Below are 24,618 nucleotides of genomic sequence, written 5' to 3'. Positions count from 1 at the left end.
CCTTCGTCTAGGAGAACAGAAGTGACCACCCTCGAGCAGAGCCGCAAACTCGTCACCGACATCCCTGGGCCCGCGTCACTCGAGCTGTCCAAACGCCGGGTCGCCGCGGTCTCGAGCGGTGTTGGCGTCACGATGCCGATCTACGCCGCGCGCGCCGGCGGCGGGATCATCGAGGACGTCGACGGCAACCGGCTGATCGATCTGGGTTCCGGGATCGCCGTGACGACGATCGGCAACTCCTCCCCGCGGGTGGTCGAGGCGGTGCGCGCCCAAGTCGCCGACTTCACCCACACCTGCTTCATGGTGACGCCGTACGAGGAGTACATCGCGGTCGCCGAGCACCTCAACCGCCTCACCCCCGGCTCCTATGAGAAGCGGTCGGCACTGTTCAATTCCGGCGCCGAAGCGGTGGAGAACGCGATCAAGGTCGCCCGCGCCTACACCCGCAAGACCGCGGTGGTGGCCTTCGACCACGCCTACCACGGGCGCACCAACCTGACGATGGCGCTGACCGCCAAGTCGATGCCGTACAAGAGCGGCTTCGGCCCGTTCGCGCCGGAGGTCTACCGCGCCCCGATGTCCTACCCCTACCGCGACGGCCTCATCGACAAGGAGTGGGCCACCGACGGCGAGCTGGCCGCCGAGCGGGCGCTGACGGTGATCGACAAGCAGATCGGGGCGGCCAACCTGGCCGCGGTGATCATCGAGCCGATCCAGGGCGAGGGCGGCTTCATCGTCCCCGCGCCCGGGTTCCTGCCCACGCTGCGGGCCTGGTGCACCGACAACAACGTCGTCTTCATCGCCGACGAGGTGCAGACCGGGTTCGCCCGCACCGGCGCGATGTTCGCCTGCGAAGACGAGGGCATCGAGCCGGATTTGATCGTGACAGCCAAGGGCATCGCCGACGGCCTGCCGCTGGCGGCGGTGACCGGGCGCGCCGAGATGATGGACGCCCCCCACGTCAGCGGCCTGGGCGGCACCTACGGCGGTAACCCGGTGGCGTGCGCGGCCGCGCTAGCCACCATCGAGACCATCGAGCTCGACGGGTTGGTGGCGCGCGCCAAGCAGATCGAAGCGTTGATGAAGGACAAGCTCGGCCGGTTGCAGGCCGACGACGACCGCATTGGCGACGTCCGTGGCCGCGGCGCGATGATCGCCGTAGAACTGGTGAAATCCGGTACCGGCGAACCGGATCCGGACCTCACCAAGACCCTGGCGGCCAAGGCCCACGCCCAGGGTGTGCTGGTGCTGACCTGTGGCACCTTCGGCAACGTGCTGCGGTTCCTGCCGCCGCTGACGATCAGCGACGAGCTCCTGCTCGAAGGGCTCGAAGTGCTGACCGCGATCCTCGCCGACCTCTGAGGCGGACCCGGATGACCACCGTCAAGAACTTCATCAACGGCGAACTCGTCGACTCGGTCAGCGGCGGCACCATGCCGATCGTCGACCCCTCCACCGGCGAAAAGTACGGCACCGCACCGATTTCCAACGAGCAGGACATCGACAACGCGTATACAGCCGCGGCTGCGGCGTTCGCCGACTGGAAGCGCACCACGCCGTCGCATCGACAGAAAGCGCTGCTAAGTTTCGCTGACGACATTGAAAGGCATGCGGAAAGCCTCGTCGCCGCCGAGGGCCGCAATACCGGCAAGCCCAATCACGTGACGGCGGCCGAGGAGATACCTCCGATGGTCGACCAGATCCGGTTCTTCGCCGGTGCGGCAAGGATTTTGGAGGGCAAATCGGCCGGAGAGTACCTGGCCGATCACACGTCCTGGATCCGCCGCGAGCCGGTCGGGGTGATCGGTCAGGTCGCCCCCTGGAACTACCCGATGATGATGGCGATCTGGAAGTTCTGCCCGGCCATCGCCGCCGGCAACACCGTGGTGCTCAAGCCCAGCGACACCACCCCGGTGACGACCGTGATGCTGGCCGAGATCGCCGCCAGGCACTTCGGGCCCGGTGTACTCAATGTCGTCTGCGGCGATCGGGTGACCGGTGCGGCCGTCGTCGCGCATCCCACCCCGCAGATGGTGTCGATCACCGGATCGGTCGCCGCCGGCCGTGCGGTTGCGGTCAGTGCGGGCGGCCATCTCAAGCGCACCCACCTCGAGTTGGGTGGCAAGGCGCCGGTGATCGTGTTCGACGACGCCGACATCGCCACCGCCGCAGCGGGAATCGCGACGGCCGGTTACTTCAACGCCGGGCAGGACTGCACCGCAGCCACCCGGGTGCTGGCCCGCGCCGGCGTCGCCGAGGAGTTGACCGCCGCACTGGCCGAGCAGGCCAGGGGCGCGACCACCACCTTCGGCCGGCCGGCCGGCGACGAGGAGGCCTGGGTGCCGCCGGTCAACAACGCCAACCAGCTGGAGCGGGTGCTCGGCTTCCTGTCCGATGTGCCGTCGCACGCGATGGTCGCTGCCGGCGGAAACCGGCAGGGCGACAAGGGTTTCTACATTGAGCCGACGGTGATCGGCGGGCTGTTGCAGGACGACCGGCAGGTGCAGGAAGAGATCTTCGGCCCGGTGATCACCGTGCAATCGTTCGCCGATGAGGACGAGGCCATTCGCTGGGCCAACGGCACCGAATACGGCCTGGCGTCGTCGGTGTGGACCAAAGACGTGTCCCGTGCGATCCGGGTGTCCAACGCGCTGGACTTCGGCTGTGTGTGGATCAACACCCACATCCCGCTGGTCGCCGAAATGCCGCACGGCGGCTACAAATCCTCAGGGCATGGCAAGGACCTGTCGATGTACGGCTTCGAGGACTACACCCGCATCAAGCACGTGATGGCTTATACGGGCTGAGCTTCGTTTCGGGCTTCACCACGAGCGCGCCAACCCGGGTGCGAATCTCCTCGTCGGTCATGTCCAAGGCGATGAGTTGGCTCATCACGTCGTCGCCCGGGTTCAGACAGCGCTGCGCAATGAGCACATCCACATAGGAACTCAATTCGTCGACCGCCTTGCCGGTCGGCAGCTCGTCGGCCCACCGCCAGAACAGCACCCAGTCATCCTGCGGCACGCCCAGAGCCATGCATAGCTCGGCGATACGCGCGAAGTCCTTGTCGGTGCTGAATATTGCGGTCATGTCTTCCACTGTGTCCCGAAACCCGAATCACGCCATCAGGTTTGTGGCCGATATCGCACAGTGACGTCCCTTACTGACCTCCCCTAACCAAGAAGCCACCCGCCGCGCATCGACGGCGGGTGGCTCTTGGAAGCGCGAGCCCTCCCCGGCTCGCGCGGTCAGTGCGCGACGGGAGTTCGGCGCGACCCGCCGAACATGTGCCGCCAACCGCGCCGACGATGCTCGTCGTCGACCTCGACCGGCTCCGCGGCACGATGACGGCGCGGCTCGACGCCAAACGGCTCGGTGGCCATCGTGGCAACCGGCTCAGCGGCAACGGGTTCGGCGACGACCGGTCGCTGGGCATAGCGGACGTCACGCAGGCTGCGCACCGACACCCGGCCCAGGGCCATCGCCCCGAAGAAGATGATCAAGGCGCCCAGGCCGGCGAAGAAGCCCAGCTCGATCGCCAACTGACCGGCCATGGTGTTCGACACCGGCGACCCGAAGTCGCCCAACTGCAGCGGGCTGGCGAAGAGCCGGCCCACCACGAACCATGCGCCCGCGATGACCGCGAGCCAGCCGCCGAACATGGCAGTGGCCCGATTGCGCGACATCAGCAGCAGCACGCCGCCCAGCACGGTCACTGCACCGGGAAGAACCTCCAGCCAGCCACGGGCCGTGGTCCACGTCCACGCAACACCGGGGTCATAAGCGAAGTTGAAGTAGGGCCCGACGAACGGAATCAGCGCGCCCCATGCACCGAGCAGGATGAGCAGGAAACCACTCGCCGCACCCCGGCTGCGCGCGATCTCCATCCGGCCCGTACCAGTATCGATACGGGTGTCTACGTCTCTCATGACGCCTCCTTGACTCAGGGGGATATCCCCGTGATGACGCTCGAGTACCCCCGTCGCGAGGGCCTCTAACGACGCTCTCCGAGGGGATGGAGAGCAAGTTCACAGCCCCGATCCCTGGAATCCGGCGCCACCGGGGAATATCGTTAGTTTTGCTAACGTAGTTTTATTTGGGTGCAGCGTAGCGCCCACCACAACTTCTTTCTCTCGCTTGTTAATGGAGTCTTGTCATGCCGACTGATACTCGCGAAGCCCGGTTCGAGCAGCGCGTCACCGATCTTTATGCCACCGATCCGCAGTTCGCGGCCGCCGCCCCCGACCCGGCCGTCACCGCGGCCGCCGGCCAGCCCGGCCTGCGCCTGCCCGAGATCATCAAGACCGTCTTCGACGGTTATGCCGACCGCCCTGCGCTGGGACAGCGCGTCGTGCGCTTCGTCGAGGACCCGCAGACGCATCGCACCACCGCCGAGTTCGTGCCCGAGTTCGAGACCATCACCTACCGCGAACTCTGGGGCCGCGTTGAGGCTGTCGCCGCCGCCTGGTCCGACCGCGCCGTCGAGACCGGTGACCGGGTGGCCATGCTGGGCTTCACCAGCGTCGACTACACCACCATCGACATCGCGCTGACCCAGTTGGGCGCGGTTGCCGTGCCGCTGCAAACCAGCGCAGGAGCCACCCAATTGCAACCGATCGTCGCCGAGACCGAACCGACGGTAATCGCGTCGAGCATCGACTATCTCGACGACGCCGTCGCGCTCGTGCTCGCCGGACCCGCACCGAAACGTTTGGTGGTCTTCGACTTCCGGCCTGAGGTCGACGATCAGCGCGAGTCGCTGGCCGCCGCCACGGACCAGCTGGCCGGCACCCCAGTCACGGTCACCACCCTTGCCGACGAAATTGCTTATGGCACCGGCCGTTCCATCGAGCCCGCCGCCACCACCGAGGCCGACCCGCTGGCCCTGCTGATCTACACCTCCGGCAGCACCGGCGCCCCGAAGGGCGCCATGTACCCGGCACACAAGGTCGCCGACATGTGGGGGGCCGCGGCCGCGCACTGGGACGACCGACTCGGCGGATACCCGGCGATCGTGCTGAGCTTCATGCCGATGAGCCACGTGATGGGTCGCGGCGCACTCTGCGGAACGCTGAGCACCGGTGGCACAGTCTATTTCGCCGCCCGCGCGGACCTGTCGACGTTCCTCGAAGACCTCGCCCTGACCCGCCCCACCCAGCTGAATCTGGTGCCGCGAGTGTGGGACATGATCCACCAAGAGGTGCAAAGCGAGGTCGATCGGACGGGTCAGGAAGCCCGAGTGTTGGCCGACAAGCGCAACAGCCTGCTTGGTGGCCGGTTCGTCTCGGTGATGACCGGATCGGCCCCGATCGCACCCGAGCTCAAGGCATGGGTCGAAACATTCCTGGACATGCACCTCATCGAGGGCTACGGCTCCACCGAAGCCGGTGCGGTGTTCGTCGACGGCGTCGTGCGCCGTCCCCCGGTCACCGACTACAAGCTGGTCGACGTTCCCGAGCTCGGCTACTTCGGCACCGACCTGCCGCACCCGCGCGGTGAGCTGCTGGTCAAGACGACGCAGCTGTTCCCCGGCTACTACAAGCGTCCCGACGTGACCGCCACGATGTTCGACGACGACGGTTTCTATCGCACCGGCGACATCGTCGCCGAGACCGCCCCCGACCATCTGCAGTACGTCGACCGGCGCAACAACGTCCTCAAGCTCTCCCAGGGCGAGTTCGTCACGGTGTCGAAGCTGGAGGCCGCTTTCGGGCGCAGCCCGCTGGTGCAGCAGATCTACTTGTACGGCAACAGCGCCCGGCCCTACCTGCTGGCGGTCGTGGTGCCGACCGCGGAGGCGGCGGCCGACCACGATGCGGCGGACCTCAAGGCCCTGATCGGCGAATCGCTGCAGGATGTCGCCCGCACCACGGGTTTGCAGTCCTACGAGATTCCGCGCGATTTCCTCATCGAGACAACACCGTTCACCGTGGAGAACGGCCTGCTGACCGGAATCCGCAAGCTGGCATGGCCCCGACTGAAGGAACGCTACGGCTCCGTCCTGGAACAGCTCTACACCGATCTGGCCGAAGGTCAGGCCGATGAGCTGCGGGCACTTCGGCGTAGTGGCGCCGATGCCCCGGTGTTGGCGACCATCACTCGCGCCGCCGGCGCGTTGCTGGGCGCCACGGCCGCAGACCTGCAACCCGACGCGCACTTCACCGATTTGGGCGGAGATTCCCTGTCGGCGTTGACATTCGCCAACCTGCTCAACGAGATCTTCGAGATCGAGGTGCCGGTGGGTGTCATCGTCAGCCCCGCCAGCGACCTACAGGCCATCGCGGCCTACATCGAAACCGAACGGAGTTCGGGCGGCAAGCGGCCGACATTCGCCTCCGTCCACGGTGCCGGCGCCACCGAGGCGCACGCCCGTGATCTGACATTGGATCACTTCATCGACGCCGCGACCTTGGCCGCCGCACCGCAACTGCCCGGGCCGAGCAGCGAGATCCGCACCGTACTGCTCACTGGCGCAACCGGATTCCTGGGTCGTTACCTGGCCCTGGAATGGCTGGAACGGATGAGCCTGGTCGACGGCAAGGTGATCTGCCTGGTGCGCGCCCGTACAGATGAGGATGCGCGTCACCGGCTGGATGCCACCTTCGACAGCGGGGACCCCACGCTGCTGGCTCACTACCGTGAATTGGCTGAAGCACATCTCGAGGTCATTGCCGGTGACAAGGGCGAAGAGAACCTCGGGCTGGATGCCACGACCTGGCAGCGGCTGGCTGACACCGTCGATCTGATCGTCGACCCTGCCGCGTTGGTCAACCACGTTTTGCCGTATCGGGAGTTGTTCGGCCCCAACGCTGTTGGTACCGCCGAGCTGATCCGGATCGCGCTGACCACCAAGGTGAAGCCGTTCGTGTACGTCTCGACGATCGGCGTCGGTGCCGGCATCACGCCGGGACAGTTCGTGGAGGACGGCGATATCCGGTCGATCAGCCCCACCCGGGCGGTGGACGACTCGTACGCCAACGGCTACGGCAACAGCAAGTGGGCCGGCGAGGTCCTCCTGCGCGAGGCCAATGACCTGTGTGGCCTTCCGGTCTCGGTGTTCCGCTGCGACATGATCCTGGCCGACACCACCTACGGCGGCCAGCTCAACCTGCCCGACATGTTCACCCGGATGATTCTGAGCCTGGTGGCCACCGGGATCGCGCCTGCGTCGTTCTATGAGCTCGCCGCCGACGGCAATCGCCAGCGTGCGCACTACGACGGCCTGCCGGTGGAGTTCATCGCCGAGGCGATCTCCACACTCGGCGCGCACGTGACGGAAGGGTTCGAGACCTATCACGTCATGAACCCCTACGACGACGGCCTCGGGCTCGACGAGTTCGTCGACTGGCTGGTCGAGGCCGGCCACCCGATCCAGCGGATCGCCGAGTACGGCACCTGGCTGCAGCGGTTCGAAACCTCGATGCGGGCACTGCCCGACCGCCAACGCCAGTACTCACTACTTCCGTTGCTGCACAACTATCAGCACCCGGAGCGGCCGGTCCGTGGATCGATCGCCCCGACCGAGCGGTTCCGCACCGCGGTTCAGGACGCGAAAATCGGCCCGGACAAGGATATTCCGCACGTCACGCCGGAAGTCATCGTGAAGTACGTGACCGACTTGCAGCTCCTGGGTTTGCTGTAGGCCTGCCGACATCGACACCAGGGTCGCGATCAACGACGATCGCCGACCCTGGTGTCGTTTTCGGTGGGCGACGTGCCGGCATCCAATATTGGGATCGGTAGTCACACCGGCCGGGTTCACTCCCGAGCATGGCGATCAAGACTGACTTCACGGCCCGGCCGATGACGCGGCTGGCGACATCAGCAGTGCTGACAGGGGGTCTGGTCGCGGCCGCTCTTGCGTTTGGCGCAGGCACCGCCCAGGCCGGTGGCCCGTACACCTGGTGCCCGGGCCAGAGCATGACGTCGGGAGTCGATATGGAGCACCACACCGGAGCGCCGGGCGGGCAGATCGACTGGGACATGAACGTCTGCCATACCTGGTGGTATGTCAGCTGGGGCTCGGGCAACATCAACCCGGGCGTCTGGGAGGGCGATGCCCCGGCGCCGGACGCGCTGGTACCCCGAAAGTGCCCACCGGTCTCTTTCATCTGCGCCTGACGCACGCCCCACCGCGCTAGCCGGCTCGGCGGACCTGATCGACGATCTCAATGATGTTGTCGGCGACCAGCTTCGGCTGATAAAGCATCATGTTGTGGCCGCTGCCGCTCGCGATGATGTTCGTAGTTCCCAGTGCCGCCGCCAGCATGTCGTTGGCTTCATGAATCTGGGCCAAGGTGTAATTCTCCGGCGTCAGAGCTTCTGGTGCCGGGAACTTGTCGGCACTGAGGACGATTGCGGGTACGCGCGGCAGCGGCGGCGCATCCTTGACGGCGGCCATCGCTTCGAGAGTGAGCACGCCCTCGCCCCCCGACTCCGCCGGCAACGCGCCATCGCGCTCCCAGGCGGCGTTCTGCACGTCAGTGCCCGCGCCCGGCAGAAATTCCGAGACACCATCGACCATCACGATGCCCGCCACCAGATCCGGATGCGTGCGCGCCAGCAGGTCGAGGATGAGGCCACCGTAGGAGTGCGCGGCAAAAACCAGCGGCCCCGGAAGGTGCGCGGCGTTGATCAGCGCAACGATGTCGTCGACATCCTGCTGCACGGTATGCGGTTGCGATACGGGGGTGGACTGGTCGCTGCCGTCCAGCCGGGTGTTCGGCCGGTCATAGGCGCACACCTGCGTCGTCCTCGCGACGGACGGCTGCACCGCGTTCGAGCTGGGTTCCAGCTGCGCTTGCCCGATGATGTCGTAGGGCGAGGACCGGATCGGATCATCGGCCGGCACCACGAAATTCCACGCCTGCGCGTAGCTGCCTTTGCCCGGGATGATGAAGACCGCGGGCGAACCGCTGCCCTGGCATTCCAGGTACAGCTGCCGGCCGTCGCCTATATCGACAAGGCCCGACGACCCGGCGCCCGGGTCTGCCGAACCGCGTGCGCACCCCGCCAGCACGATGAGCAGCGACAGCAGTGCCAACGATCGCGTCACACCGCGACGGTACAACGGGTAGGTGCCAGACCCGAGCAGTAATGTTGCCCGTCAGACTTGCAGCTCTCGGGGGGCCGGCTGCTGGCGGTTCGGGAGCAAATGCACAAAGACGTAGGCATGGCGGCGTGGATCCGGCGGTGGTGGCACCAGCCCGATCAATACGACTGGATGTCGGAATACCTTGCCTCGCGGCACCTCCAGCGCTTCAGCCGTGTCCTCATCGCGTCAGTCGTCATCATCTTCGGCGTGGTGCCCGTGGTGATGCTGTTCAGCCCGTCGGGTCCGCAGGGTCAGATCCACCGGACTGCCGCGATCGTCATGTCGGCCCTGGCGTTCGGTGGGGCATGCAGCTGGCTGGCCGGCTGGCCGAGTCGTCGACAGTCCGCGCTCTTCGCCGTCGGGGCCAACGCGGGTGTCACCATCGCGTGCCTGATCGCCGGGACCCCGGCCACCGCCTTGTTGGCGTGCGCCACCTTTGCTCCGATCGCCGGCTTCGTCGGTCTGCACCACTCCAGCCGGCTGCTGGCGGCGACGCTGGCCAATGCGATCGTCACCACGGTCTTCGCCGGTGTACGGATCGCGGAGGCGGGCGACACCGCAATGGCTGTTGGGCATGTGCTGGGCATGCTGATCGCAATACTCGTCGTCCCGTTCGGAAGCCAGCTGCTGCTGCATCTGCTGAGCCTCGACGCGAGGATGTCCGACACCGATTCGCTGACCGGGCTGCGCAATCGGCGCGGCTACGACCAGTCGGTGCTGCAGCTGATCGCCGGAGCCGACCGATCACAGTCACAGTGGCTGTCCGTGATCCTGATCGACTTGGACGGCTTCAAACGGATCAACGACACCCACGGGCATGGCTACGGCGATGCAGTACTGGTCGCGGTCGCCGACAACCTGCACCGTGCGAGCGCAATGAATTCCGTGGTCGCCCGCCTCGGTGGCGAAGAGTTTCTGATCGCAGAGCTGACCGGACCAGACGAACCGGAACTCCGTGCCGAACGGTTACGCGCAGCCGTCGCCAACACACCGAGTGAAGTGACCGCCAGCGTCGGCGTCGCGTCGATCGCACTGACAGATATCGGCAGTACCACGACCACGGCGCTCACCAAGCTGGTCGACGCGGCAGACGCGGCGATGTACGAGGCCAAGCGAGCGGGCGGCAACCAGGTGCGCTACCGCACCATGACGAGCCCCCGGGCATAGGTCGGGAAAATCCCGCCTCAGCCATAGCCTTGAAACTAAGTTGAACTCAACTTAGGATAATCCCGTGACGGTGGCGACGACGGCGCGCGGTGTTCAAGCTCGGGAACGGCTCATCGACGCCGCGACAGCGGAACTGGCGGAGACCGGACGCTTCGAGGTCGCCGCGGTCGCACGGCGGGCCGGAGTCAGCGATGGTCTGCCCTATCGCTATTTCGGCACCCGCACCGGCCTGCTCGTCGCCGTCATCGACGCGTTTTATCAGCGATTCTCCAACTCGATCGCACTGCGCACCTACGACGCCCCCACCTGGGCCGAGCGGGAGCGTGAACGCATCAGCGACTGGGTGCACTTCCTCTATCGCGAGCCCGCGGCGCCCGCAATCTTGTCCGGACTCGGCGAAGGCGAACTGGCCACCGCGCGAGGTCGCTGGCTGCAGGAGATGAGCAAGTTCGGCGCCCGCAACATGGCTCAGGGGCAACGTGATGGCGAGATTCCGGCAGACCGCGACCCCGAATATCTGGCTGCGGCCACCATCGGCGGCACCAACGCCGTCGTCGCCGTGTGCCTGACCCGCGATCCCCGACCACCCGCCGCCGACGCCATCGACCAGCTCTGGTCATTCGTCTCCGGAGCCGTTGGCCTGAAGTCGAACAGCGAAGGGCCTCAACACCGAAGGGAAGGTCAATGATTGAACGGGTCGAGGATCTGTACGGCGACCTCGCCGGTACGTACCGGTCGACGGCTCGCGCCGGAGCGCACGACGAGACCGTCGAATCCGATTTAGCCCTACTCGAACGCGACGGATACGTCGTCATCGAAGGCCTGATCTCGGCGCAAGCATGCGAGGAGATTGCCGCCGAGGTGGATCCGCTGCTCGGGCCGGTCGGTCGAAATGCCTTCGAGGGCTTACGCACTCAGCGGGCGTACAGTCTGATGACCAAGACACGCGTCTGCGACGGTCTCGTCGAGCATCCGCGAGTGCTGGCACTGCTCGACCGGCTGTTGATGCCCAACTATCTGCTGTCTCAGTTGCAGGCCATCCGAATCGGACCCCAGGAGAGCGCACAGTTCCTGCATTTCGATGACGGCATGTATCCCGTGCCGCGCCCACGCCCGGCATTGAGCGCGGCCACCATCTGGGCGATCACCGACTTCACCGCGGACAACGGCGCCACCGTGGTCATCCCGGGCAGCCACCGCTGGGACCACCGTCGTAAACCCGCCGACGATGACGAACATGTCAGTGTCGTGATGCCGGCCGGGTCAGTGGTGTTCTTCATCGGCACGCTGTGGCACGGCGGGGGTGCCAACAACACGACCAATCAGAGTCGGCTCGCCGTCACTGCACAGTATTGCGAGCCCTGGTTGCGCCCTCAAGAAGCGTTCACGCTGTCGACACCTCCCGGCACGGTGCGCGCCGTGTCGGAGAACCTCCGCCGCATGCTTGGCTACAGCATCCATCCGCCCTTCATGGGCATGGTCGACGGCATGCACCCCAAGCGGATCCTGGAGATCAGATGACGGCGATCACCAACAGCACGACGGCCACCAACGGGAAGGCCCCCTGAGTCACCGCGGCACGCGCCTTGTCCGGCGCGGACGCCAGCAGCACGACCGCCGCGGCGAGCATCGACCCGACGCCCGCGAACACCAGCGCTGCGCCGATCCCATTGTGCCCCAGGATGATTGCAACGATACCGACGACGCTGACGATCGCAAGGAACAGGTTGTAGAAACCCTGGTTCAAGGCCATCAGTTTGGTGGTCTCGGCTTCCTCGGCGGTGGTGCCGAACGTCGCGCGGGTCCGCGGCGTGGTCCAGGTCAGCGATTCCATGGTGAAGATGTAGACGTGCAGCAGCGCTGCGAGGCCGGCGAAAATCAGTGCAGCGTTGACCATCGGGTTCCCATCATTCGAAAAAGCCGGACTGACCGAGTCCGCTGGCCCGCGGCGGTGGCACCATGCCGAGGTGGGTCCAGGCTAGCGGCGTCGCCACACGGCCGCGGGGAGTCCGCGCGATCATGCCCGCGCGGACCAGGAACGGCTCGCAGACCTCCTCGACGGTGGTGGGTTCCTCCCCCACCGCAACCGCGAGGGTGGACACCCCGACCGGACCGCCGCCGAAGCTCTTGGTCAGCGCCGTGAGCACCGCCCTGTCGAGCCGGTCAAGGCCGAGTTCGTCGACGTCGTAGACCGCAAGCGCCGCCTTGGCGATGTCGCGGGTGATCACCCCGTCGGCGCGCACCTCGGCGTAGTCGCGCACCCGCCGCAGCAGCCGGTTGGCGATGCGTGGCGTACCCCGCGACCGGCGGGCGATCTCGGTACCGGCATCGGACTCGAATTCGATGCCGAGGATGCCCGCCGACCGGGTCAGCACCCGTTCCAGATCGGCGGGCTCGTAGAAGTCCATCTGTGCGGTGAACCCGAAGCGATCGCGCAACGGCCCGGTCAGCGCACCGGACCGGGTGGTGGCACCGACCAGAGTGAACGGCGCCACGTCGAGCGGAATCGATGTCGCCCCAGGACCTTTGCCGACGACCACGTCGACCCGGAAGTCCTCCATCGCCAGGTACAACATCTCCTCGGCCGGCCGGGCGATACGGTGAATCTCGTCGATGAACAACACGTCGTGCTCGACGAGGTTGGACAGCATCGCGGCCAGGTCCCCCGCGCGGAGCAGTGCCGGGCCGGACGTCACCCGCAGCGACGTGCCCATTTCGGCGGCGATGATCATCGCCAGCGACGTCTTACCCAGGCCGGGCGGACCCGCCAGCAGGATGTGATCCGGTGTGCCGCCGCGGTTTTTGGCGGCCTCCAGCACGAGCGATAGCTGTTCGCGCACCCTGGACTGGCCGATGAATTCCTTGAGGCTGCGGGGCCGCAGGCTGGCGTCGATATCGCCTTCGCCAACGGTCAGCGCCGGCGAGACGTCGCGTTCGAGGTCCTCGTCCCCCTCGTCGCCCTCGTCGCCCTCGAACCGGCTCACCTGGTCTTCCCCAGCAGTGACAGGGCCGCCCGCAGCGCACTCTGCGTGTTCGCATCCGGGTCGTCGGCCAGCACCTTGTCAGTGGCTTCCTCGGCCTGCTTGGCCGCAAAGCCAAGTCCGACAAGGGCTTCCACCACGGGAGTGCGCACCGCATGACCGGTGGCCGCGGCCAGAGCCGCACCGCCGGCGACCGCGCCGATCTTGTCGCGCAATTCCAGCACCATCCGTTCGGCACCACGCTTGCCGATGCCTGGCACCCGCGTCAAGGCGGTCACGTCGCCGTCGGCAAGTGCCTGGCGCAGCGCGGTCGCGTCGTAAACGGCCAGCGTCGCCAGCGCGATCTTCGGGCCGACCCCGGACACCCCGAGCAGCGTCGAGAACAGGTCGCGCGCATCGGAGTCGGCGAAGCCGTAGAGCGTCTGGGAGTCCTCACGCACGATCATCGCGGTGATCAGGCGGGCCTCGCTGCCGCGCCGCAACGTGGCCAGCGTCGACGGGGTGACCATCACCTTGTAGCCGACGCCGGCGGCCTCGATGACGACGTGGTCGAGGGCGATGTCGAGGACTTCACCGCGCACCGAGGCGATCACGTCGTGCTCCGCGAGACTGGCTTGCGCGCGGCCTTCAGCCGAGCCTGGTAGGCGCGTTTCTGCTCGGCGGCCATCGCCTCGGCCTGCGCCATCCGAGCAATCATCGGGGCGCGCCAGCAGTGGCAGATCGCCAGGGCCAGTGCGTCGGCGGCGTCAGCCGGCGTCGGCTTCTGCTGCAATTGCAGGATCCGGGTGACCATCGCGGTGACCTGTGCCTTGTCTGCCCGGCCGTTGCCGGTGACGGCGGCCTTGACCTCGCTGGGGGTGTGGAAATGCACGTCGATGTCGCGGCGGGCGGCGGCCAGCGCGATCACGCCGGCGGCCTGGGCGGTGCCCATCGCGGTATTCGCGTTCTGGTTGGCGAAGACCCGCTCGATCGCGATCACGTCGGGCAGGTGGGTGTCCATCCAATGGTCGACGGCGTCGCTGATCGTCATCAGGCGCCGCTGCAGCGGTTCGTCGGCCGGGGTGCGCACCACGTCGACGTCCAGCGCCGTGACCTGGCGGCCGCCTCGGCTCTCGATCATCGAGAGACCGCACCGGGTCAACCCGGGGTCGACTCCCATTACGCGCACGGATTGCCCTTTCCGACTACGAACAGCTGTTCGATAACAGTAGCGGGCCAGGCTGACGGGATCGGTGATGACACGCCACGCGGATCGCTGAGCAGTGGCTATCGTCAGACCATGGGCGGCACCGACGCATTCCATCCCGATCTGTCCGGCAGCGCGCCGGTCGGCAACCGCGTGCGCCACATCAGGGCCGCCGACCTCGACGGCAGCACCTCGCAGACCGGCGGCATGCAGCGGTTCGCCGCGATCAGCGGCCCGTCTGTCGGCTCGGAGAAGCTGTGGATGGGCGAGACGCACGTCGGGCCGGGTGTGGCGTCGGCCAACCATCACCACGGCGAGTCGGAGACGGCGATCTTTGTGCGCAGCGGCCACCCCGAGTTCGTCTTCCACGACGGTGTCGGTGAGGTGCGCATCAGTACCGAGCCGGGCGACTACATCTTCGTGCCGCCGCACCTGCCCCACCGGGAGGAGAACCCGGACCCCGGCGAGCCCGCCGTCGTCGTCATCGCCCGCAGCACCCAGGAGGCCATCATCGTCAATCTGGACCGGCTGTATCCGCTGTGAGCGTCGAGGACACCGCCAGGCAGACCAGGCCCGGCCGGCCGCGTAGCGAGCAGTCTCGCTCGGCAGTGGTCCGCGCGACTTCAGAGTTGTTGCACGAGATCGGGTTACGGGCAATGACCACCGAACAGATCGCCGCTCGCAGCGGATCCAGCAAGGCGACGATCTACAAGTGGTGGCCGAATAAATACGCCGTCGCCGTCGACGCGTTCTTCTCCGAGATGCAGGCCGACTCCCCCGACCCCGACACCGGTTCGGCCCAGCAGGATTTCACGATCTGGCTGCGCGGACTGTTCCACTTCTACACCGGACCGAGCGGACGGGTCTTCGCTCAGTTGGTCGGCGAGGCTCAGTTCGATCCCGAGGTGACCAATGAGCTGCGCGACGGGTTGATCCGCACCCGGCGCGCGGTGCTGGAGACCGTCTGGGACCGCGGGGTGGCACGTGGTGAACTGCGTGCCGACGTCGACCGCGACGTCGCGGTCGACCTGATCGTCGGGCCCGCCCTGTACCGGCTGATGACCAGCCGTGGCGCCCTGGATGACGCCGCCGCCGACGCCATCGTCGACGCCGCCATCCGCGGTCTGTCCCGGTGAGGGAACTCACCATCGCCACGGAATGCCGCATCTTGCGCCGGCGTTGATTATTTCGAAACTGTACGTTCAGTTTCGAAGGAGCCCATCATGGCAATCAAAGTTCGTTTCGCCGCCGGCCTGCTCGCCACCGGGATCGCCGCAGCAATCTCTGCTGCGCCCGTTGCCGCCGCGGCCAGCGACCCGCATCTGGTTTGTACCGCGGTCAGCGACGGCAACACCCAGTGCGAGACACCGGGTAATGCCCAGCTCACGTCCTCACCGCCGAACGTTCCGTACCCGTCGCTGTATCCGTTCCTGCTGGGCGGCGGCCTGATCTTCCACAACGGCGGTGGCCACGGGATGCGGTGATCAGGCTCCTGCGCTCATTCGTCGATCTCGGCCAGGACCTCGTCGGAGATGTCGGCGTTGGTGTACACGTCCTGAACGTCGTCGCTGTCCTCCAGCGCGTCGACGAGCTTCATGATCTTGCGGGCGCCGTCGGCGTCCAGCGGCACCGTCACCGACGCCTGGAAACCTGCGTCGGCGGAGTCGTAGTCGATACCCGCGTCCTGCAGCGCGGTGCGCACCGCGACCAGATCAGTCGGTTCGGAGATGACCTCGAAGCTCTCGCCGAGATCGTTGACATCTTCGGCGCCGGCCTCCAGCACCGCCAGCAGGACGTCGTCCTCGGCCAGGCCGTTCTTGTCCAGCGTCACCACGCCCTTGCGGGAGAACAGGTAGGACACCGAACCCGGATCGGCCATGTTGCCGCCGTTGCGGGTCATCGCGATCCGGACCTCGCTTGCCGCGCGATTGCGGTTGTCGGTCAGGCACTCGATGAGCACCGCGACGCCGTTGGGTCCGTAGCCCTCGTACATGATCGTCTGCCAGTCAGCGCCGCCGGCTTCTTCACCTGCGCCGCGCTTGCGGGCCCGCTCGATGTTGTCGTTCGGCACCGAGGTTTTCTTGGCCTTCTGAATGGCGTCGTACAAGGTCGGGTTACCGCCGGGATCACCACCACCGGTGCGTGCCGCGACCTCGATGTTTTTGATCAGGCGGGCGAACTCCTTGCCGCGGCGCGCATCCTTGACGGCCTTCTGGTGTTTGGTCGTAGCCCACTTGGAATGGCCGCTCATCGGGTTCTTCTCCGTACTTTCCGTCCTGCCGTAACCCGACGAGTCTACTGGTCGACGCCCGCCACGGAGCTATCCGTCCAGGTTGCGCCCTGTCCGGCCGCCCAGTGCGAGGCGGGCCACGAGGTCGAGCAGGTAGCCGACAACGCCGATCACCAGAACGACGGCCACCACCTGGTCATACGCCAGTTGATCGCGGGCGTTGAGGATCTGATAGCCCAAGCCGGAACGAACTCCGAGCATTTCCGCGGGCACCAGGACAACCCAGGCGATGCCCAGCGCCAGCCGCAGACCCGTCTGGATATGCCCGCGGACGGCCGGCAGGACGACCGCGGTGAGCACTTCGGTGCGGGTGGCGTGGAAGGAGCGGGCGACGTGCAGATAGCCCGGTTCGATGGCGTGCACACCCGCGACGGTATTGAGCAGGATCGGCCACACCGCGGCGGCCGCGATCAGGAAGATCACCGGCTGGTTGCCGATTCCGAAGACCGCCAAGGCGATCGGCGTCCACGACAGTGGCGAGATCATCCGCAGGAATTGCACCAGCGGGGTGGCGGCGCGCTCGACCGTGGTGTTCAGGCCGATCAGCAGCCCGGCCGGGATGCCGATGACCGCGGCGACGAGCAGCCCGACCAGCAGCCGGTAGAGGCTGTATCCGGTGTCGGACAACAGCACCCCGCGACTGAGGAGCTCACCGACCGCGGGGAGCGCCTTCTGCGGTGCGGTCTGGCGTAGCAGCGATGTCGGGTCGCACAGCACCGAGGTGGCCAGCCACCACAGGCCGACCGCAATGGCGATGGCGATCACCGGTGGCCATAGCCGACCCCACACGGACGCGCGGGCGGAGTTGGTGATGGGGACGTCGCTGCCGATGAGAGCGTCGGCCGGTTCTGCCTGGGTGGTCGTCATAGCGGTTGCACCTCTTCGATTCGGGTGAGATCGGTGGGCAGCCCGAAGGCGGCGGGTCCGCCGTGGGAGAACAGGGACTGGCGCACGAACTGGTCATCGATCAACTCAGCATGAACATGCGCGGGATCGATTCGATCCAGGAAGCGCCGGTCGCCGTCGACGACGGTGTCACCCATCGCCTCCAGTAGCCGCTGCGTGAAGCTGGGAAAAGGAAAGGGCTGGAAGCCAATATGCTGCGGCTGCCACTGCGGATGCGCGAACGGATACGGCGCTGTGGGGTAGGTCAGCGCCGTCTGCACCGCAGGCAGTGGCTGCGGCAGGTAGCGGCCGGCCAGTGCAGCCGCGGCCGCCTTGCGGTCGCCGTTGATCTTCAGTTGTGCCGCGACGACGGCGTCGGTGACCGCCTGCACCGCGGCCGGACGCGAGGCGATGACGTCGTCGCGAGTGATCAGTACGCAGCAGGCGTGATCGCGCCACACGTCGCCCAGGAACGTGTGGATGCGGCCGATCTTCTTGATCTGTGCCATGGCGTTGAACGGATCGGCGACGACGTATCCGGCGATCGACCGGTTGGCCAGTGCCGGCACCATGTCCGACGGGCTCATCACGACGAGCTCGACGGTGCGGTCGGCGCGAGATGCGCTGCGGCGCACCACCGGTCGTAGTCCATGAGCCCGCAGCAGCTGCTGCAGCACGATGTTGTGGATGGACCACCAGCCGGGGATGCCGACCTGTGCACCGGCCAGATCGGACAGGTCGTGGATGTCCGGCGCGACGGTCAGTGCCGAGCCGTTGGTGTGGTTCCAGCCCAGCACCCGCACTCCCCCGCCCAGCCCGTAGCGCAGTTGCACCGCCATCGGCATCAACAGGTGCACGACGTCGACCTGACGGCTGATGAACGCCTCGGCCAGCGATGCCCAGCTGCGGAACAGCGTCGGCTTGGCGGAGCTGACCACCCCGGCCGGATACAGCGTCGCGCTGTGGGCGATGAGCAATGGTGCGGCGTCGGTGATCGGCAGGTACCCGATCCGTAATTGCCCACTGACGTTGGCGGCGTTGGTGGTTGCGCTGCGAGTCAGATCAGCGATGCCGAGCAAGCCACCGGCGGCGGCCAATCCAGCCGCTCCGGTCAGCAGCCGGCGCCGGGTCAGATCGCTCACCGGACCGAACCGGCGGTCTGTTGGTAGTGGTCCAGGATCTCGCGGCGCAGCGAGGCTGTGCCCTCGGCGGTCGGTGTGCCGCCGAGTTGCCATTGACCATGCAGAGCGCCGTCGGCGCCGAGCAGCACCACCCGGCCGGCCAGCCCGAGCGCCTCATCGACATCGTGGGTGACGAGCACGACGGTAATCGTCAGGGCGGCAGCCAGATCGGCAAGCCAGCGCTGCAGGTCGCTCTTGGTGGCGGGATCGAGCGCACTGAACGGTTCATCGAGCAACAGCAACACCGGGTTGGTGGCGACGGCACGCAGGATGGCCACCCGCTGAGCCTGACCTCCGGAAAGTTGATCGGGATACCGGGCGGCCAGTGAGTCGATGCCGAATCGCTGCATCAGCTGGGCGGCGTGGTCGTTGTCGAACGCAGCACGGTGGGCACCGAATCGCCGTGCGAAGGCTACATTTTCGGCCACCGTGAGCCACGGCATGAGCAGGGGTTGTTGAAAAGACGACCCCGGTTCGCGGGCGGCCCTCGGCGCCCGACCAGGCGATCTCACCGGCCGAGAGTGTGTCCAGCCCGGCGAGCACCCGCAGCAGCGTGGACTTTCCGCTGCCACTGCGCCCGAGCACCGCCAGGAATTCGCCGGCTTCGATGCTCAGGTCGATATCGCGCAGCGCGGTGGCCGAGCCAAACCGCTTGGCGCCTGCACTTATTCGTACCGACTCAGTTCCCACCGCAGTTGTCCTTCCGAAGGTGATTGAACGGGCAGGAAAGCCGCTTCCCTGAACCGACGATTGGCACTGTTGCCTCGTGCGTAGCCGGCACCACCGACGAGGGTGGATTCGAGCCGGGTCGCGGCCAACGCCGTACCGGCCGCCTCGAGGCGTAGCCGGATCAGGTCCGCGATGCTCGCCCCCGACGGGTCGCGGGCGAATTTGTAGAGCCGGCCGCGCAGGGCGCGGGTGCGCTCGTCGAGTGCGGTGACCTCGTCGGTGAATGGGTCGGCCAGCACACCCTCGGCACGCGCCGCACCCGCCACTGCCGCCCGGGTGACACCGACACAGAAGGCCGTCTGCGCCAACAGGAATGCGGGCCGGATACCGGCGACGAACCCGGCGAGGTCGGTGCTGATGATCTGCTCCGGGGTCACCGCCACGTCCTCGAGCCGCAGGGAGCTCGAAACCGTCGCGTTCAGCGCCATCAGTGCCGGCGGCGGGTTGACGGTGACACCCGGTGCGGCGGCGTCGATCGCGACCACGTAACTGGTGCCGGCGTCGTCGCGAGCCGGAAGCACGATCACCGCATCGTCGAACAGGTTGGACGCCCAGCGGATTGGGCCGGTGAGCGTCAGGCCCTCCCCGCGTCGGCTCGCGACCACCGGCACCTGGCCGAGGCCCGCCACCTGCTTGAGCCCGGTGGCCATGGCGGTGACGCCGATGCGGGAGCCGGTGCGCAACGCCTCGAGGTGTCCCTCGCGGAGTTGTGGCGAACCGTGGTTCAGGTACGTCAGCGCCATGACATGGGCCCAGGTGCTGAACGCGACCGTGAGGCTCTCGGTGGCGATATCGTCGATGAGCCCGACGATCTCGGGTAGACCACTGCCCGACAGCGCGGCGTCGAACAGGCCGGCGGCGCCGAGGCCGGCGAGGTCGGGGCGCACATCGGCGCCATGCTCGTCCAACGTGGCCGCCCGTGCCGCCACGGCGTCGACAGCTGAAGCCAGTGTCGCGGAGCGGTTTTCAGTGAACGTCGTCGTCATCTCCGGTCCTCGTCGAGCCGGTGCAGCCGGTCGATCGGGGTGGACACGGCGTCGCGGGCGCGCCGCACCGCGGCTTCGTCCGGTGCGTCGTAGAAGCACAGGCATTTGTCCATGTCCTCGCGGACGTAGGTGCGCAAGAAGCTGACTTCGGGCACGTCGGCGTAGCGCGGCGCGTTGGCCTTCTTGCGGGCCAGGTAGGAATCCATGTCGAGCTCGGCCGGAAGGTCCCACTCGACGAGGTAGCCCGCCGCGGGCCGGGCGGCTTTCAGATCCTCGAGTGCGGCGCCCACCAACCGGACCTGGTGAGGGCCGGTGACTTCGGCGCCGCCCAGCGCGGCCGGATCCAGGCTCGGCGCGTCCCCTGCGGTGAACTCCGCGACGGTGAAGATCCGGTGGGCGGCAGTCACCTGCGCTTCGATCAGGTCGCCACCGAGGCGTTGAATCAGGGCGTCGACCTCCTTGAGCACCTGGTTGGCGTCGGCACTGGCGGGGGCGATCTCATAGAGATAGAGGGACACGGTGGCTCTTTCGTCGTCGGCTCGGTCCACCGACGGTTGCACGAACAGACCGGTCTGTCTACTGCCCCCGATGCGTTACCCTGCCTCTATGACGTCGACCGCGCAGCCATCCGCGGCCCAGCCGGAGGCCGCCTCCCGGCCTGCTGACCGGCTGCTGCGTACTGCCGCGAAACTCTTTGCCTTACAGGGTATTCGGGCCGTCGGCATCGATCAGATTCTGCGTGAAGCCGGGGTGGCCAAGGCCAGTCTCTACAGTACCTACGGCTCAAAAGACGCCCTGGTGCTGGCCTACCTGAACGATTTGGATCAGGCTGATCGCAACCGCTGGCTGCAGGCGGCCGCCGAGAAGGCCGACGCGGTCGACAAGGTCCTGCTGTTCTTCGACCTGGCCGCCCTTGCGGCGACGGCGCGGGACTTCCGAGGCTGTCTCTACGCCAACGCCGCCACCGAGTTCCCCGGGGTCGAACTCGAGCCGGTGGCCGCCCACCGTCGCTGGCTTCTGGAGATCGTCGGGAGCCTGCTTGCCGATGCCGGCGTGGTGGACCCCGATAACCTGGCCCGGCAGATCCAGCTGCTCTACGACGGCGCGCTGGTGGGGTCCAAGATTTCGCGAACCACCGACCCCATCACGCAGGCGCGGGCCTGGGCCGCCGAGCGGATCGCCACCGAGCTGTCCTGAATACCCGCCGCTCCGCCGACCGTGGGCCTTATCGTCGAAAAGTCGCAACGTCCTCACCGACAACCCCCACGCTCGGCGTGGCGTGAAGCGCTAGCCGAGGTCGCCGTCGATGTAGCGCTGCAGGTTCGGTGCGATGGCTGCGACGATCTCGTCCTCGCTCAGCGACGCAACGGGTTCGATTTTCCAGATGTAGCGCATCATCGCCAGCCCCATGATCTGAGATGAGATCAGGCCGCTGCGCTTCATGCGGTCGCTCTCGTCGGCGCCCAGCTGCGACGCCCCCATCAGCTGGCCCTCGACGATTCTGCGCAGCTTTTCGCGGGTGGTCGCCTCGTGAGCGGCGGTCTGCAGCACCGCCCGCAAGATCGGGCCGATCTCGTCGTCGGCCCAGGCGTTCAGCATCAGCCGCACCAGCGCGCTCCCCAGCTCCGGAACTGGCGTCGTCCAGGTTTTCGCCACGTTCTCGAGCCATCGCTGCGGCGGGTTCGTCGCCGCGTCGAGCAGACCGTCCTTGGAGCGGAAGTAGTGATAGACCAGCGCCGGGTCCACGTCGGCCGCGCGAGCGACCGCCCTGATCGTGGTGCCCGCCGACCCGTTCCGCGCGAACTCATCGCGAGCCGCGTCGAGAATCCGCGCAGACAGGACGCCTTTTTCGTCGCGGGGTCCCGGAGGCGTGTTCTTGGGCACGAGGACGAGCCTACCAAAAGTCTCCCGTTGCGTTGAGACTAGTTTCAACGTAGCGTGAAATTCATGACGACCGAACGCTCCCTCAACGGACCGCAGACCACCGGTCGTGCGTACCGGAACCTCAGCAGGCCCCAGTTCACGATTCGACGCGACGACAACTCTCCCGTGGCGATGCGCGACGGCGTCACCCTGCTGACCGACGTGCACCGCCCCGATGCGGACGGCAAGTATCCGGCGTTGATCGCCGCGTCGCCCTACCCCCGTCAGATGCAGGACCTCGGCGCTCCAGCAGGCTTCATCGAGGCGGGTGCCACCGACTTCTGGGTGCCGCGTGGATACGTCCACGTGATCGCGAACGTTCGCGGCACGGGCGGCTCCGGTGGCACGTTCGGGTTCTTCGACCCCCAAGAGCGCCAAGACATGTTCGACCTCGTCGAGTGGGCGGCCGCACAGCCGTGGTGCGACGGCAACGTGGGGATGATCGGCATCAGTTACTTCGCGATGACACAGTTGGAGGCCGCCGTCGAGCGACCACCGCATCTCAAGGCGATCTTTCCGGTCGCGGTCACCGCCGACCTCTACGACGCCGCATCACATCACGGCCTGACGAGCACGTCGTTCCTGACACCGTTCCTGTCGATGATGGGTCTCACGTCAGACCGCAGCGACGCGTTCTGGCGACGCAACCCGGCGATCGCTGTGGCGCGGCGCATCCTGAATACCCCGAAGCTGCACCGCAAGTTCGCGACCATGAACGGCGAATCCGCGCTGACGCTGATGCGCCAAATCCTCAAGCTTCCACACAGCCCGCATCCGTGGGACGACCTGTGGCTGGATACCGTCGTGCGGCATCCGCTGCGCGACGAGTGGTGGGAGGCACGAAACCTGTTGCCCCTCCTCAACGAGATCGACATCCCCGTGTACCTGGGCTGCGACTGGGAGAACGTACCGTTGCACCTGCCGTCGACCTTCACGGCATGGGAAGCGTTGGCGGACAACCCGAATGTACGGATGGCACTGCTTGGCGACTTCGGCCTCACCTGGCCATGGGAAAGCCTTCATCACGAAGCACTGGCGTGGTACGACCACTGGCTCAAGGGCTACGACACCGGCATCATGGACGGTCCGCCGATCCGCTACGTGCTACCCGGGACCGACGGCTGGCACACGGCCGACCAATGGCCGCCCGCTGCAGCGTCTCTCACGGAGTTCGCATTGTGCGCCGACGGCAGGCTCGACACCGCCGAGGGCACGCCGGGCGCGCGCGAATACCTGACCCTCGGCGCGGGTCTGAACCGCGCCAAGCCCAGCCCGATCGATCCGCCCGCGCTGCTCTCCTGGACCAGCTCGCCGCTGAGCGAGCCGATCGACGTTGTCGGCGATATCGAGCTGCGTCTCGTCGCCTCGGCCACCGCGGCCGACACAGCATGGATGGCAACGCTCGAGCACCTCGCTGCCGACGGCACCAGCAGCGGGGTGACGGCCGGATGGCTCAGGGCGAGTCTGCGCGAGGTCGACGAGGTCGCGAGCCGACCAGCGGTGCCCGTGCTGCGGTGTCGGATGTCGGCGCCCGTGCCGATCGGCGAAGATGTCGAGTACCGGATCCCGTTGGTGTCCAACGCCCGCCGCTTCGCCGTCGGCGACCGCATTCGGCTCACGATTACCAGCGACGACCAAAATCCGGACGCCCCTGCGATCATGAACTTCCGGCATGCCAGTGTGGGCACCAGCAGCATCAACACCGTGCGCTCGGCGTCGCGGCTGGTGCTCCCCGTTCTGAGCTGAACCAGAGTTTCGAGAGGTGGCGCATGTTCAAGCAGATCTGCTTTTTTCGGAAGCGTCCCGACATGACCGCCGCGGAGTTCATGGATTACTACGAGAACCAGCACTCGCGGTTGTCCGAACACATGGGGCGATCGCCGTCCATCCCCAACGCGGTGCGCTACGTGCGGCGCTACCTGGTGCCAGAACTCAACCCGGTCACCGGCGAGGTGATCGACCCGGGCTTCGACTGCATCATGGAGATCTGGTGGAACTCCCGCGCGGATTTCGAGCACTCCCAGCAGTTGATCCGCTCACCCGAGCGGCTGGCGTCGATCAAGGAAGACGAGGCAAGGCTTTTCGCCTCACATGCCAACCCGGTGTGTTCGGTCGTCGAGTTCGACTCACCGATGGGACCCGAGGGCCAGCCGACACAGGTAGAAGTGACCTACGGACCTGTCACCGGGTAGACAC

General features: G+C 66.8%; 26 protein-coding genes and 1 pseudogene. 13 read left to right on the top strand and 14 right to left on the bottom strand.

Annotation, left to right across the window (positions count from 1 at the left end; genetic code table 11):
* The first annotated feature begins 21 nt into the window (after positions 1–21).
* Together gabT and SLQ31_RS12350 are read left to right on the top strand one after the other, a co-directional pair.
* On the top strand, positions 22–1,362 hold the full coding sequence (gene gabT / locus SLQ31_RS12355) for a 4-aminobutyrate--2-oxoglutarate transaminase (protein WP_319432646.1): 1,341 nt from the start codon (positions 22–24) through the stop codon (positions 1,360–1,362).
* A gap of 11 nt (positions 1,363–1,373) precedes the next feature.
* Complete coding sequence (locus SLQ31_RS12350) at positions 1,374–2,807, top strand: gamma-aminobutyraldehyde dehydrogenase (RefSeq protein ID WP_319432644.1); 1,434 nt, start codon at positions 1,374–1,376, stop codon at positions 2,805–2,807.
* Here the strand turns inward: SLQ31_RS12350 and SLQ31_RS12345 are convergent.
* Positions 2,779–3,090, bottom strand: coding sequence for a hypothetical protein (locus SLQ31_RS12345; protein WP_319432643.1), 312 nt, complete (start codon positions 3,088–3,090; stop codon positions 2,779–2,781). The genes SLQ31_RS12350 and SLQ31_RS12345 overlap by 29 nt on opposite strands.
* 158 nt (positions 3,091–3,248) lie before the next feature.
* Positions 3,249–3,929 (bottom strand): hypothetical protein, encoded by a 681-nt coding sequence (locus SLQ31_RS12340; RefSeq protein ID WP_319432641.1) that lies wholly within the window; start codon positions 3,927–3,929, stop codon positions 3,249–3,251.
* A 227-nt stretch (positions 3,930–4,156) separates the two neighbouring features.
* Here SLQ31_RS12340 and car point away from each other — a divergent pair, with 227 nt between their 5' ends.
* Together car and SLQ31_RS12330 are read left to right on the top strand one after the other, a co-directional pair.
* The gene (gene car / locus SLQ31_RS12335) at positions 4,157–7,642 is read left to right on the top strand and encodes a carboxylic acid reductase (RefSeq protein ID WP_319432639.1); all 3,486 of its coding nucleotides are present in this window, start codon (positions 4,157–4,159) and stop codon (positions 7,640–7,642) included.
* Positions 7,643–7,770: 128 nt separating this feature from the next.
* Positions 7,771–8,121, top strand: coding sequence for a hypothetical protein (locus SLQ31_RS12330; protein ID WP_319432637.1), 351 nt, complete (start codon positions 7,771–7,773; stop codon positions 8,119–8,121).
* A gap of 16 nt (positions 8,122–8,137) precedes the next feature.
* Here the strand turns inward: SLQ31_RS12330 and SLQ31_RS12325 are convergent, their stop codons facing one another.
* Positions 8,138–9,043 (bottom strand): alpha/beta hydrolase, encoded by a 906-nt coding sequence (locus SLQ31_RS12325; RefSeq protein ID WP_319432635.1) that lies wholly within the window; start codon positions 9,041–9,043, stop codon positions 8,138–8,140.
* A gap of 129 nt (positions 9,044–9,172) precedes the next feature.
* Between SLQ31_RS12325 and SLQ31_RS12320 the strand changes: the two genes are divergently transcribed.
* From SLQ31_RS12320 to SLQ31_RS12310, 3 genes are all read left to right on the top strand, one after another.
* Positions 9,173–10,261, top strand: coding sequence for a GGDEF domain-containing protein (locus tag SLQ31_RS12320; RefSeq protein ID WP_319432633.1), 1,089 nt, complete (start codon positions 9,173–9,175; stop codon positions 10,259–10,261).
* 64 nt (positions 10,262–10,325) lie between these two features.
* Positions 10,326–10,949: a TetR/AcrR family transcriptional regulator gene (locus SLQ31_RS12315; RefSeq protein WP_319432631.1), complete on the top strand. Its 624-nt coding sequence runs from the start codon at positions 10,326–10,328 to the stop codon at positions 10,947–10,949.
* The gene (locus tag SLQ31_RS12310) at positions 10,946–11,782 is read left to right on the top strand and encodes a phytanoyl-CoA dioxygenase family protein (protein ID WP_319432629.1); all 837 of its coding nucleotides are present in this window, start codon (positions 10,946–10,948) and stop codon (positions 11,780–11,782) included. Before SLQ31_RS12315 ends, SLQ31_RS12310 begins: the two co-directional genes overlap by 4 nt.
* On the opposite strand, the gene SLQ31_RS12305 is transcribed toward SLQ31_RS12310, so the two are convergent.
* From SLQ31_RS12305 to ruvC, 4 genes are read right to left on the bottom strand one after another with little or no spacing between them, the layout of a single operon-like run.
* Positions 11,775–12,158 (bottom strand): DUF1304 domain-containing protein, encoded by a 384-nt coding sequence (locus tag SLQ31_RS12305; protein WP_319432627.1) that lies wholly within the window; start codon positions 12,156–12,158, stop codon positions 11,775–11,777. The genes SLQ31_RS12310 and SLQ31_RS12305 overlap by 8 nt on opposite strands.
* A gap of 10 nt (positions 12,159–12,168) precedes the next feature.
* Positions 12,169–13,245 carry a Holliday junction branch migration DNA helicase RuvB gene (gene ruvB / locus SLQ31_RS12300; RefSeq protein ID WP_319432625.1) on the bottom strand — a complete coding sequence of 359 codons (1,077 nt, stop codon included), beginning with the start codon at positions 13,243–13,245 and terminating at the stop codon, positions 12,169–12,171.
* Positions 13,242–13,835, bottom strand: coding sequence for a Holliday junction branch migration protein RuvA (gene ruvA / locus SLQ31_RS12295; RefSeq protein WP_319432623.1), 594 nt, complete (start codon positions 13,833–13,835; stop codon positions 13,242–13,244). The genes ruvB and ruvA overlap by 4 nt, the downstream gene beginning before the upstream one ends.
* Positions 13,832–14,410, bottom strand: a complete 579-nt coding sequence (gene ruvC / locus SLQ31_RS12290; RefSeq protein WP_319432621.1) for a crossover junction endodeoxyribonuclease RuvC — start codon at positions 14,408–14,410, stop codon at positions 13,832–13,834. The genes ruvA and ruvC overlap by 4 nt, the downstream gene beginning before the upstream one ends.
* A gap of 111 nt (positions 14,411–14,521) precedes the next feature.
* Here ruvC and SLQ31_RS12285 point away from each other — a divergent pair, with 111 nt between their 5' ends.
* The 3 genes from SLQ31_RS12285 (at position 14,522) to SLQ31_RS12275 (ending at position 15,912) form a co-directional block, all read left to right on the top strand.
* A complete protein-coding gene (locus SLQ31_RS12285) occupies positions 14,522–14,971 on the top strand; it encodes a cupin domain-containing protein (protein ID WP_319432619.1) in 450 nt (149 codons plus the stop codon).
* On the top strand, positions 14,968–15,564 hold the full coding sequence (locus SLQ31_RS12280; protein ID WP_319432617.1) for a TetR/AcrR family transcriptional regulator: 597 nt from the start codon (positions 14,968–14,970) through the stop codon (positions 15,562–15,564). Before SLQ31_RS12285 ends, SLQ31_RS12280 begins: the two co-directional genes overlap by 4 nt.
* 87 nt (positions 15,565–15,651) lie before the next feature.
* Positions 15,652–15,912: a hypothetical protein gene (locus SLQ31_RS12275; RefSeq protein ID WP_319432615.1), complete on the top strand. Its 261-nt coding sequence runs from the start codon at positions 15,652–15,654 to the stop codon at positions 15,910–15,912.
* A 14-nt stretch (positions 15,913–15,926) separates the two neighbouring features.
* On the opposite strand, the gene SLQ31_RS12270 is transcribed toward SLQ31_RS12275, so the two are convergent.
* The 6 genes and pseudogenes from SLQ31_RS12270 to SLQ31_RS12245 all read right to left on the bottom strand — a co-directional run bounded on the left by SLQ31_RS12270 (position 15,927) and on the right by SLQ31_RS12245 (position 21,017).
* Positions 15,927–16,679 (bottom strand): YebC/PmpR family DNA-binding transcriptional regulator, encoded by a 753-nt coding sequence (locus SLQ31_RS12270; RefSeq protein ID WP_319432609.1) that lies wholly within the window; start codon positions 16,677–16,679, stop codon positions 15,927–15,929.
* Between the two features lie 69 nt (positions 16,680–16,748).
* On the bottom strand, positions 16,749–17,585 hold the full coding sequence (locus tag SLQ31_RS12265) for an ABC transporter permease (protein WP_319432608.1): 837 nt from the start codon (positions 17,583–17,585) through the stop codon (positions 16,749–16,751).
* Positions 17,582–18,745 carry an ABC transporter substrate-binding protein gene (locus tag SLQ31_RS12260; protein ID WP_319432606.1) on the bottom strand — a complete coding sequence of 388 codons (1,164 nt, stop codon included), beginning with the start codon at positions 18,743–18,745 and terminating at the stop codon, positions 17,582–17,584. Before SLQ31_RS12260 ends, SLQ31_RS12265 begins: the two co-directional genes overlap by 4 nt.
* Positions 18,742–19,369 (bottom strand): annotated as a pseudogene (locus SLQ31_RS12255) (ABC transporter ATP-binding protein). The gene SLQ31_RS12260 and the pseudogene SLQ31_RS12255 overlap by 4 nt, the downstream one beginning before the upstream one ends.
* 80 nt (positions 19,370–19,449) lie before the next feature.
* Positions 19,450–20,499, bottom strand: a complete 1,050-nt coding sequence (locus SLQ31_RS12250; RefSeq protein WP_319432604.1) for an acyl-CoA dehydrogenase family protein — start codon at positions 20,497–20,499, stop codon at positions 19,450–19,452.
* Complete coding sequence (locus SLQ31_RS12245) at positions 20,496–21,017, bottom strand: DUF4242 domain-containing protein (RefSeq protein ID WP_319432602.1); 522 nt, start codon at positions 21,015–21,017, stop codon at positions 20,496–20,498. Before SLQ31_RS12245 ends, SLQ31_RS12250 begins: the two co-directional genes overlap by 4 nt.
* Before the next feature lie 88 nt (positions 21,018–21,105).
* Between SLQ31_RS12245 and SLQ31_RS12240 the strand changes: the two genes are divergently transcribed.
* The gene (locus SLQ31_RS12240) at positions 21,106–21,696 is read left to right on the top strand and encodes a helix-turn-helix domain-containing protein (RefSeq protein WP_319432600.1); all 591 of its coding nucleotides are present in this window, start codon (positions 21,106–21,108) and stop codon (positions 21,694–21,696) included.
* Between the two features lie 90 nt (positions 21,697–21,786).
* Here the strand turns inward: SLQ31_RS12240 and SLQ31_RS12235 are convergent, their stop codons facing one another.
* Positions 21,787–22,383, bottom strand: a complete 597-nt coding sequence (locus SLQ31_RS12235; RefSeq protein ID WP_319432598.1) for a TetR family transcriptional regulator — start codon at positions 22,381–22,383, stop codon at positions 21,787–21,789.
* Between the two features lie 63 nt (positions 22,384–22,446).
* Between SLQ31_RS12235 and SLQ31_RS12230 the strand changes: the two genes are divergently transcribed.
* Both SLQ31_RS12230 and SLQ31_RS12225 read left to right on the top strand, forming a co-directional pair.
* Complete coding sequence (locus SLQ31_RS12230) at positions 22,447–24,168, top strand: CocE/NonD family hydrolase (protein ID WP_319432596.1); 1,722 nt, start codon at positions 22,447–22,449, stop codon at positions 24,166–24,168.
* A 62-nt stretch (positions 24,169–24,230) separates the two neighbouring features.
* Positions 24,231–24,614: an EthD domain-containing protein gene (locus tag SLQ31_RS12225; protein ID WP_319432594.1), complete on the top strand. Its 384-nt coding sequence runs from the start codon at positions 24,231–24,233 to the stop codon at positions 24,612–24,614.
* Positions 24,615–24,618: the final 4 nt, after the last annotated feature.

Source organism: Mycobacterium sp. RTGN5 (assembly GCF_033804465.1).
Lineage (GTDB): Bacteria > Actinomycetota > Actinomycetes > Mycobacteriales > Mycobacteriaceae > Mycobacterium.
This window is presented reverse-complemented; position numbering and strand designations above follow the sequence as displayed.

Excerpts from the sequence above, each read along its gene's own strand:
- SLQ31_RS12350 (WP_319432644.1), top strand. The coding sequence starts at position 1,374 with ATGACCACCGTCAAGAACTTCATCAACGGCGAACTCGTCGACTCGGTC.
- SLQ31_RS12345 (WP_319432643.1), bottom strand. The coding sequence starts at position 3,090 with ATGACCGCAATATTCAGCACCGACAAGGACTTCGCGCGTATCGCCGAG.
- SLQ31_RS12340 (WP_319432641.1), bottom strand. The coding sequence starts at position 3,929 with ATGAGAGACGTAGACACCCGTATCGATACTGGTACGGGCCGGATGGAG.
- car (WP_319432639.1), top strand. The coding sequence starts at position 4,157 with ATGCCGACTGATACTCGCGAAGCCCGGTTCGAGCAGCGCGTCACCGAT.
- SLQ31_RS12330 (WP_319432637.1), top strand. The coding sequence starts at position 7,771 with ATGGCGATCAAGACTGACTTCACGGCCCGGCCGATGACGCGGCTGGCG.
- SLQ31_RS12320 (WP_319432633.1), top strand. The coding sequence starts at position 9,173 with ATGGCGGCGTGGATCCGGCGGTGGTGGCACCAGCCCGATCAATACGAC.
- SLQ31_RS12310 (WP_319432629.1), top strand. The coding sequence starts at position 10,946 with ATGATTGAACGGGTCGAGGATCTGTACGGCGACCTCGCCGGTACGTAC.
- SLQ31_RS12305 (WP_319432627.1), bottom strand. The coding sequence starts at position 12,158 with ATGGTCAACGCTGCACTGATTTTCGCCGGCCTCGCAGCGCTGCTGCAC.
- SLQ31_RS12285 (WP_319432619.1), top strand. The coding sequence starts at position 14,522 with ATGGGCGGCACCGACGCATTCCATCCCGATCTGTCCGGCAGCGCGCCG.
- SLQ31_RS12275 (WP_319432615.1), top strand. The coding sequence starts at position 15,652 with ATGGCAATCAAAGTTCGTTTCGCCGCCGGCCTGCTCGCCACCGGGATC.
- SLQ31_RS12270 (WP_319432609.1), bottom strand. The coding sequence starts at position 16,679 with ATGAGCGGCCATTCCAAGTGGGCTACGACCAAACACCAGAAGGCCGTC.
- SLQ31_RS12265 (WP_319432608.1), bottom strand. The coding sequence starts at position 17,585 with ATGACGACCACCCAGGCAGAACCGGCCGACGCTCTCATCGGCAGCGAC.
- SLQ31_RS12250 (WP_319432604.1), bottom strand. The coding sequence starts at position 20,499 with ATGACGACGACGTTCACTGAAAACCGCTCCGCGACACTGGCTTCAGCT.
- SLQ31_RS12240 (WP_319432600.1), top strand. The coding sequence starts at position 21,106 with ATGACGTCGACCGCGCAGCCATCCGCGGCCCAGCCGGAGGCCGCCTCC.
- SLQ31_RS12230 (WP_319432596.1), top strand. The coding sequence starts at position 22,447 with ATGACGACCGAACGCTCCCTCAACGGACCGCAGACCACCGGTCGTGCG.
- SLQ31_RS12225 (WP_319432594.1), top strand. The coding sequence starts at position 24,231 with ATGACCGCCGCGGAGTTCATGGATTACTACGAGAACCAGCACTCGCGG.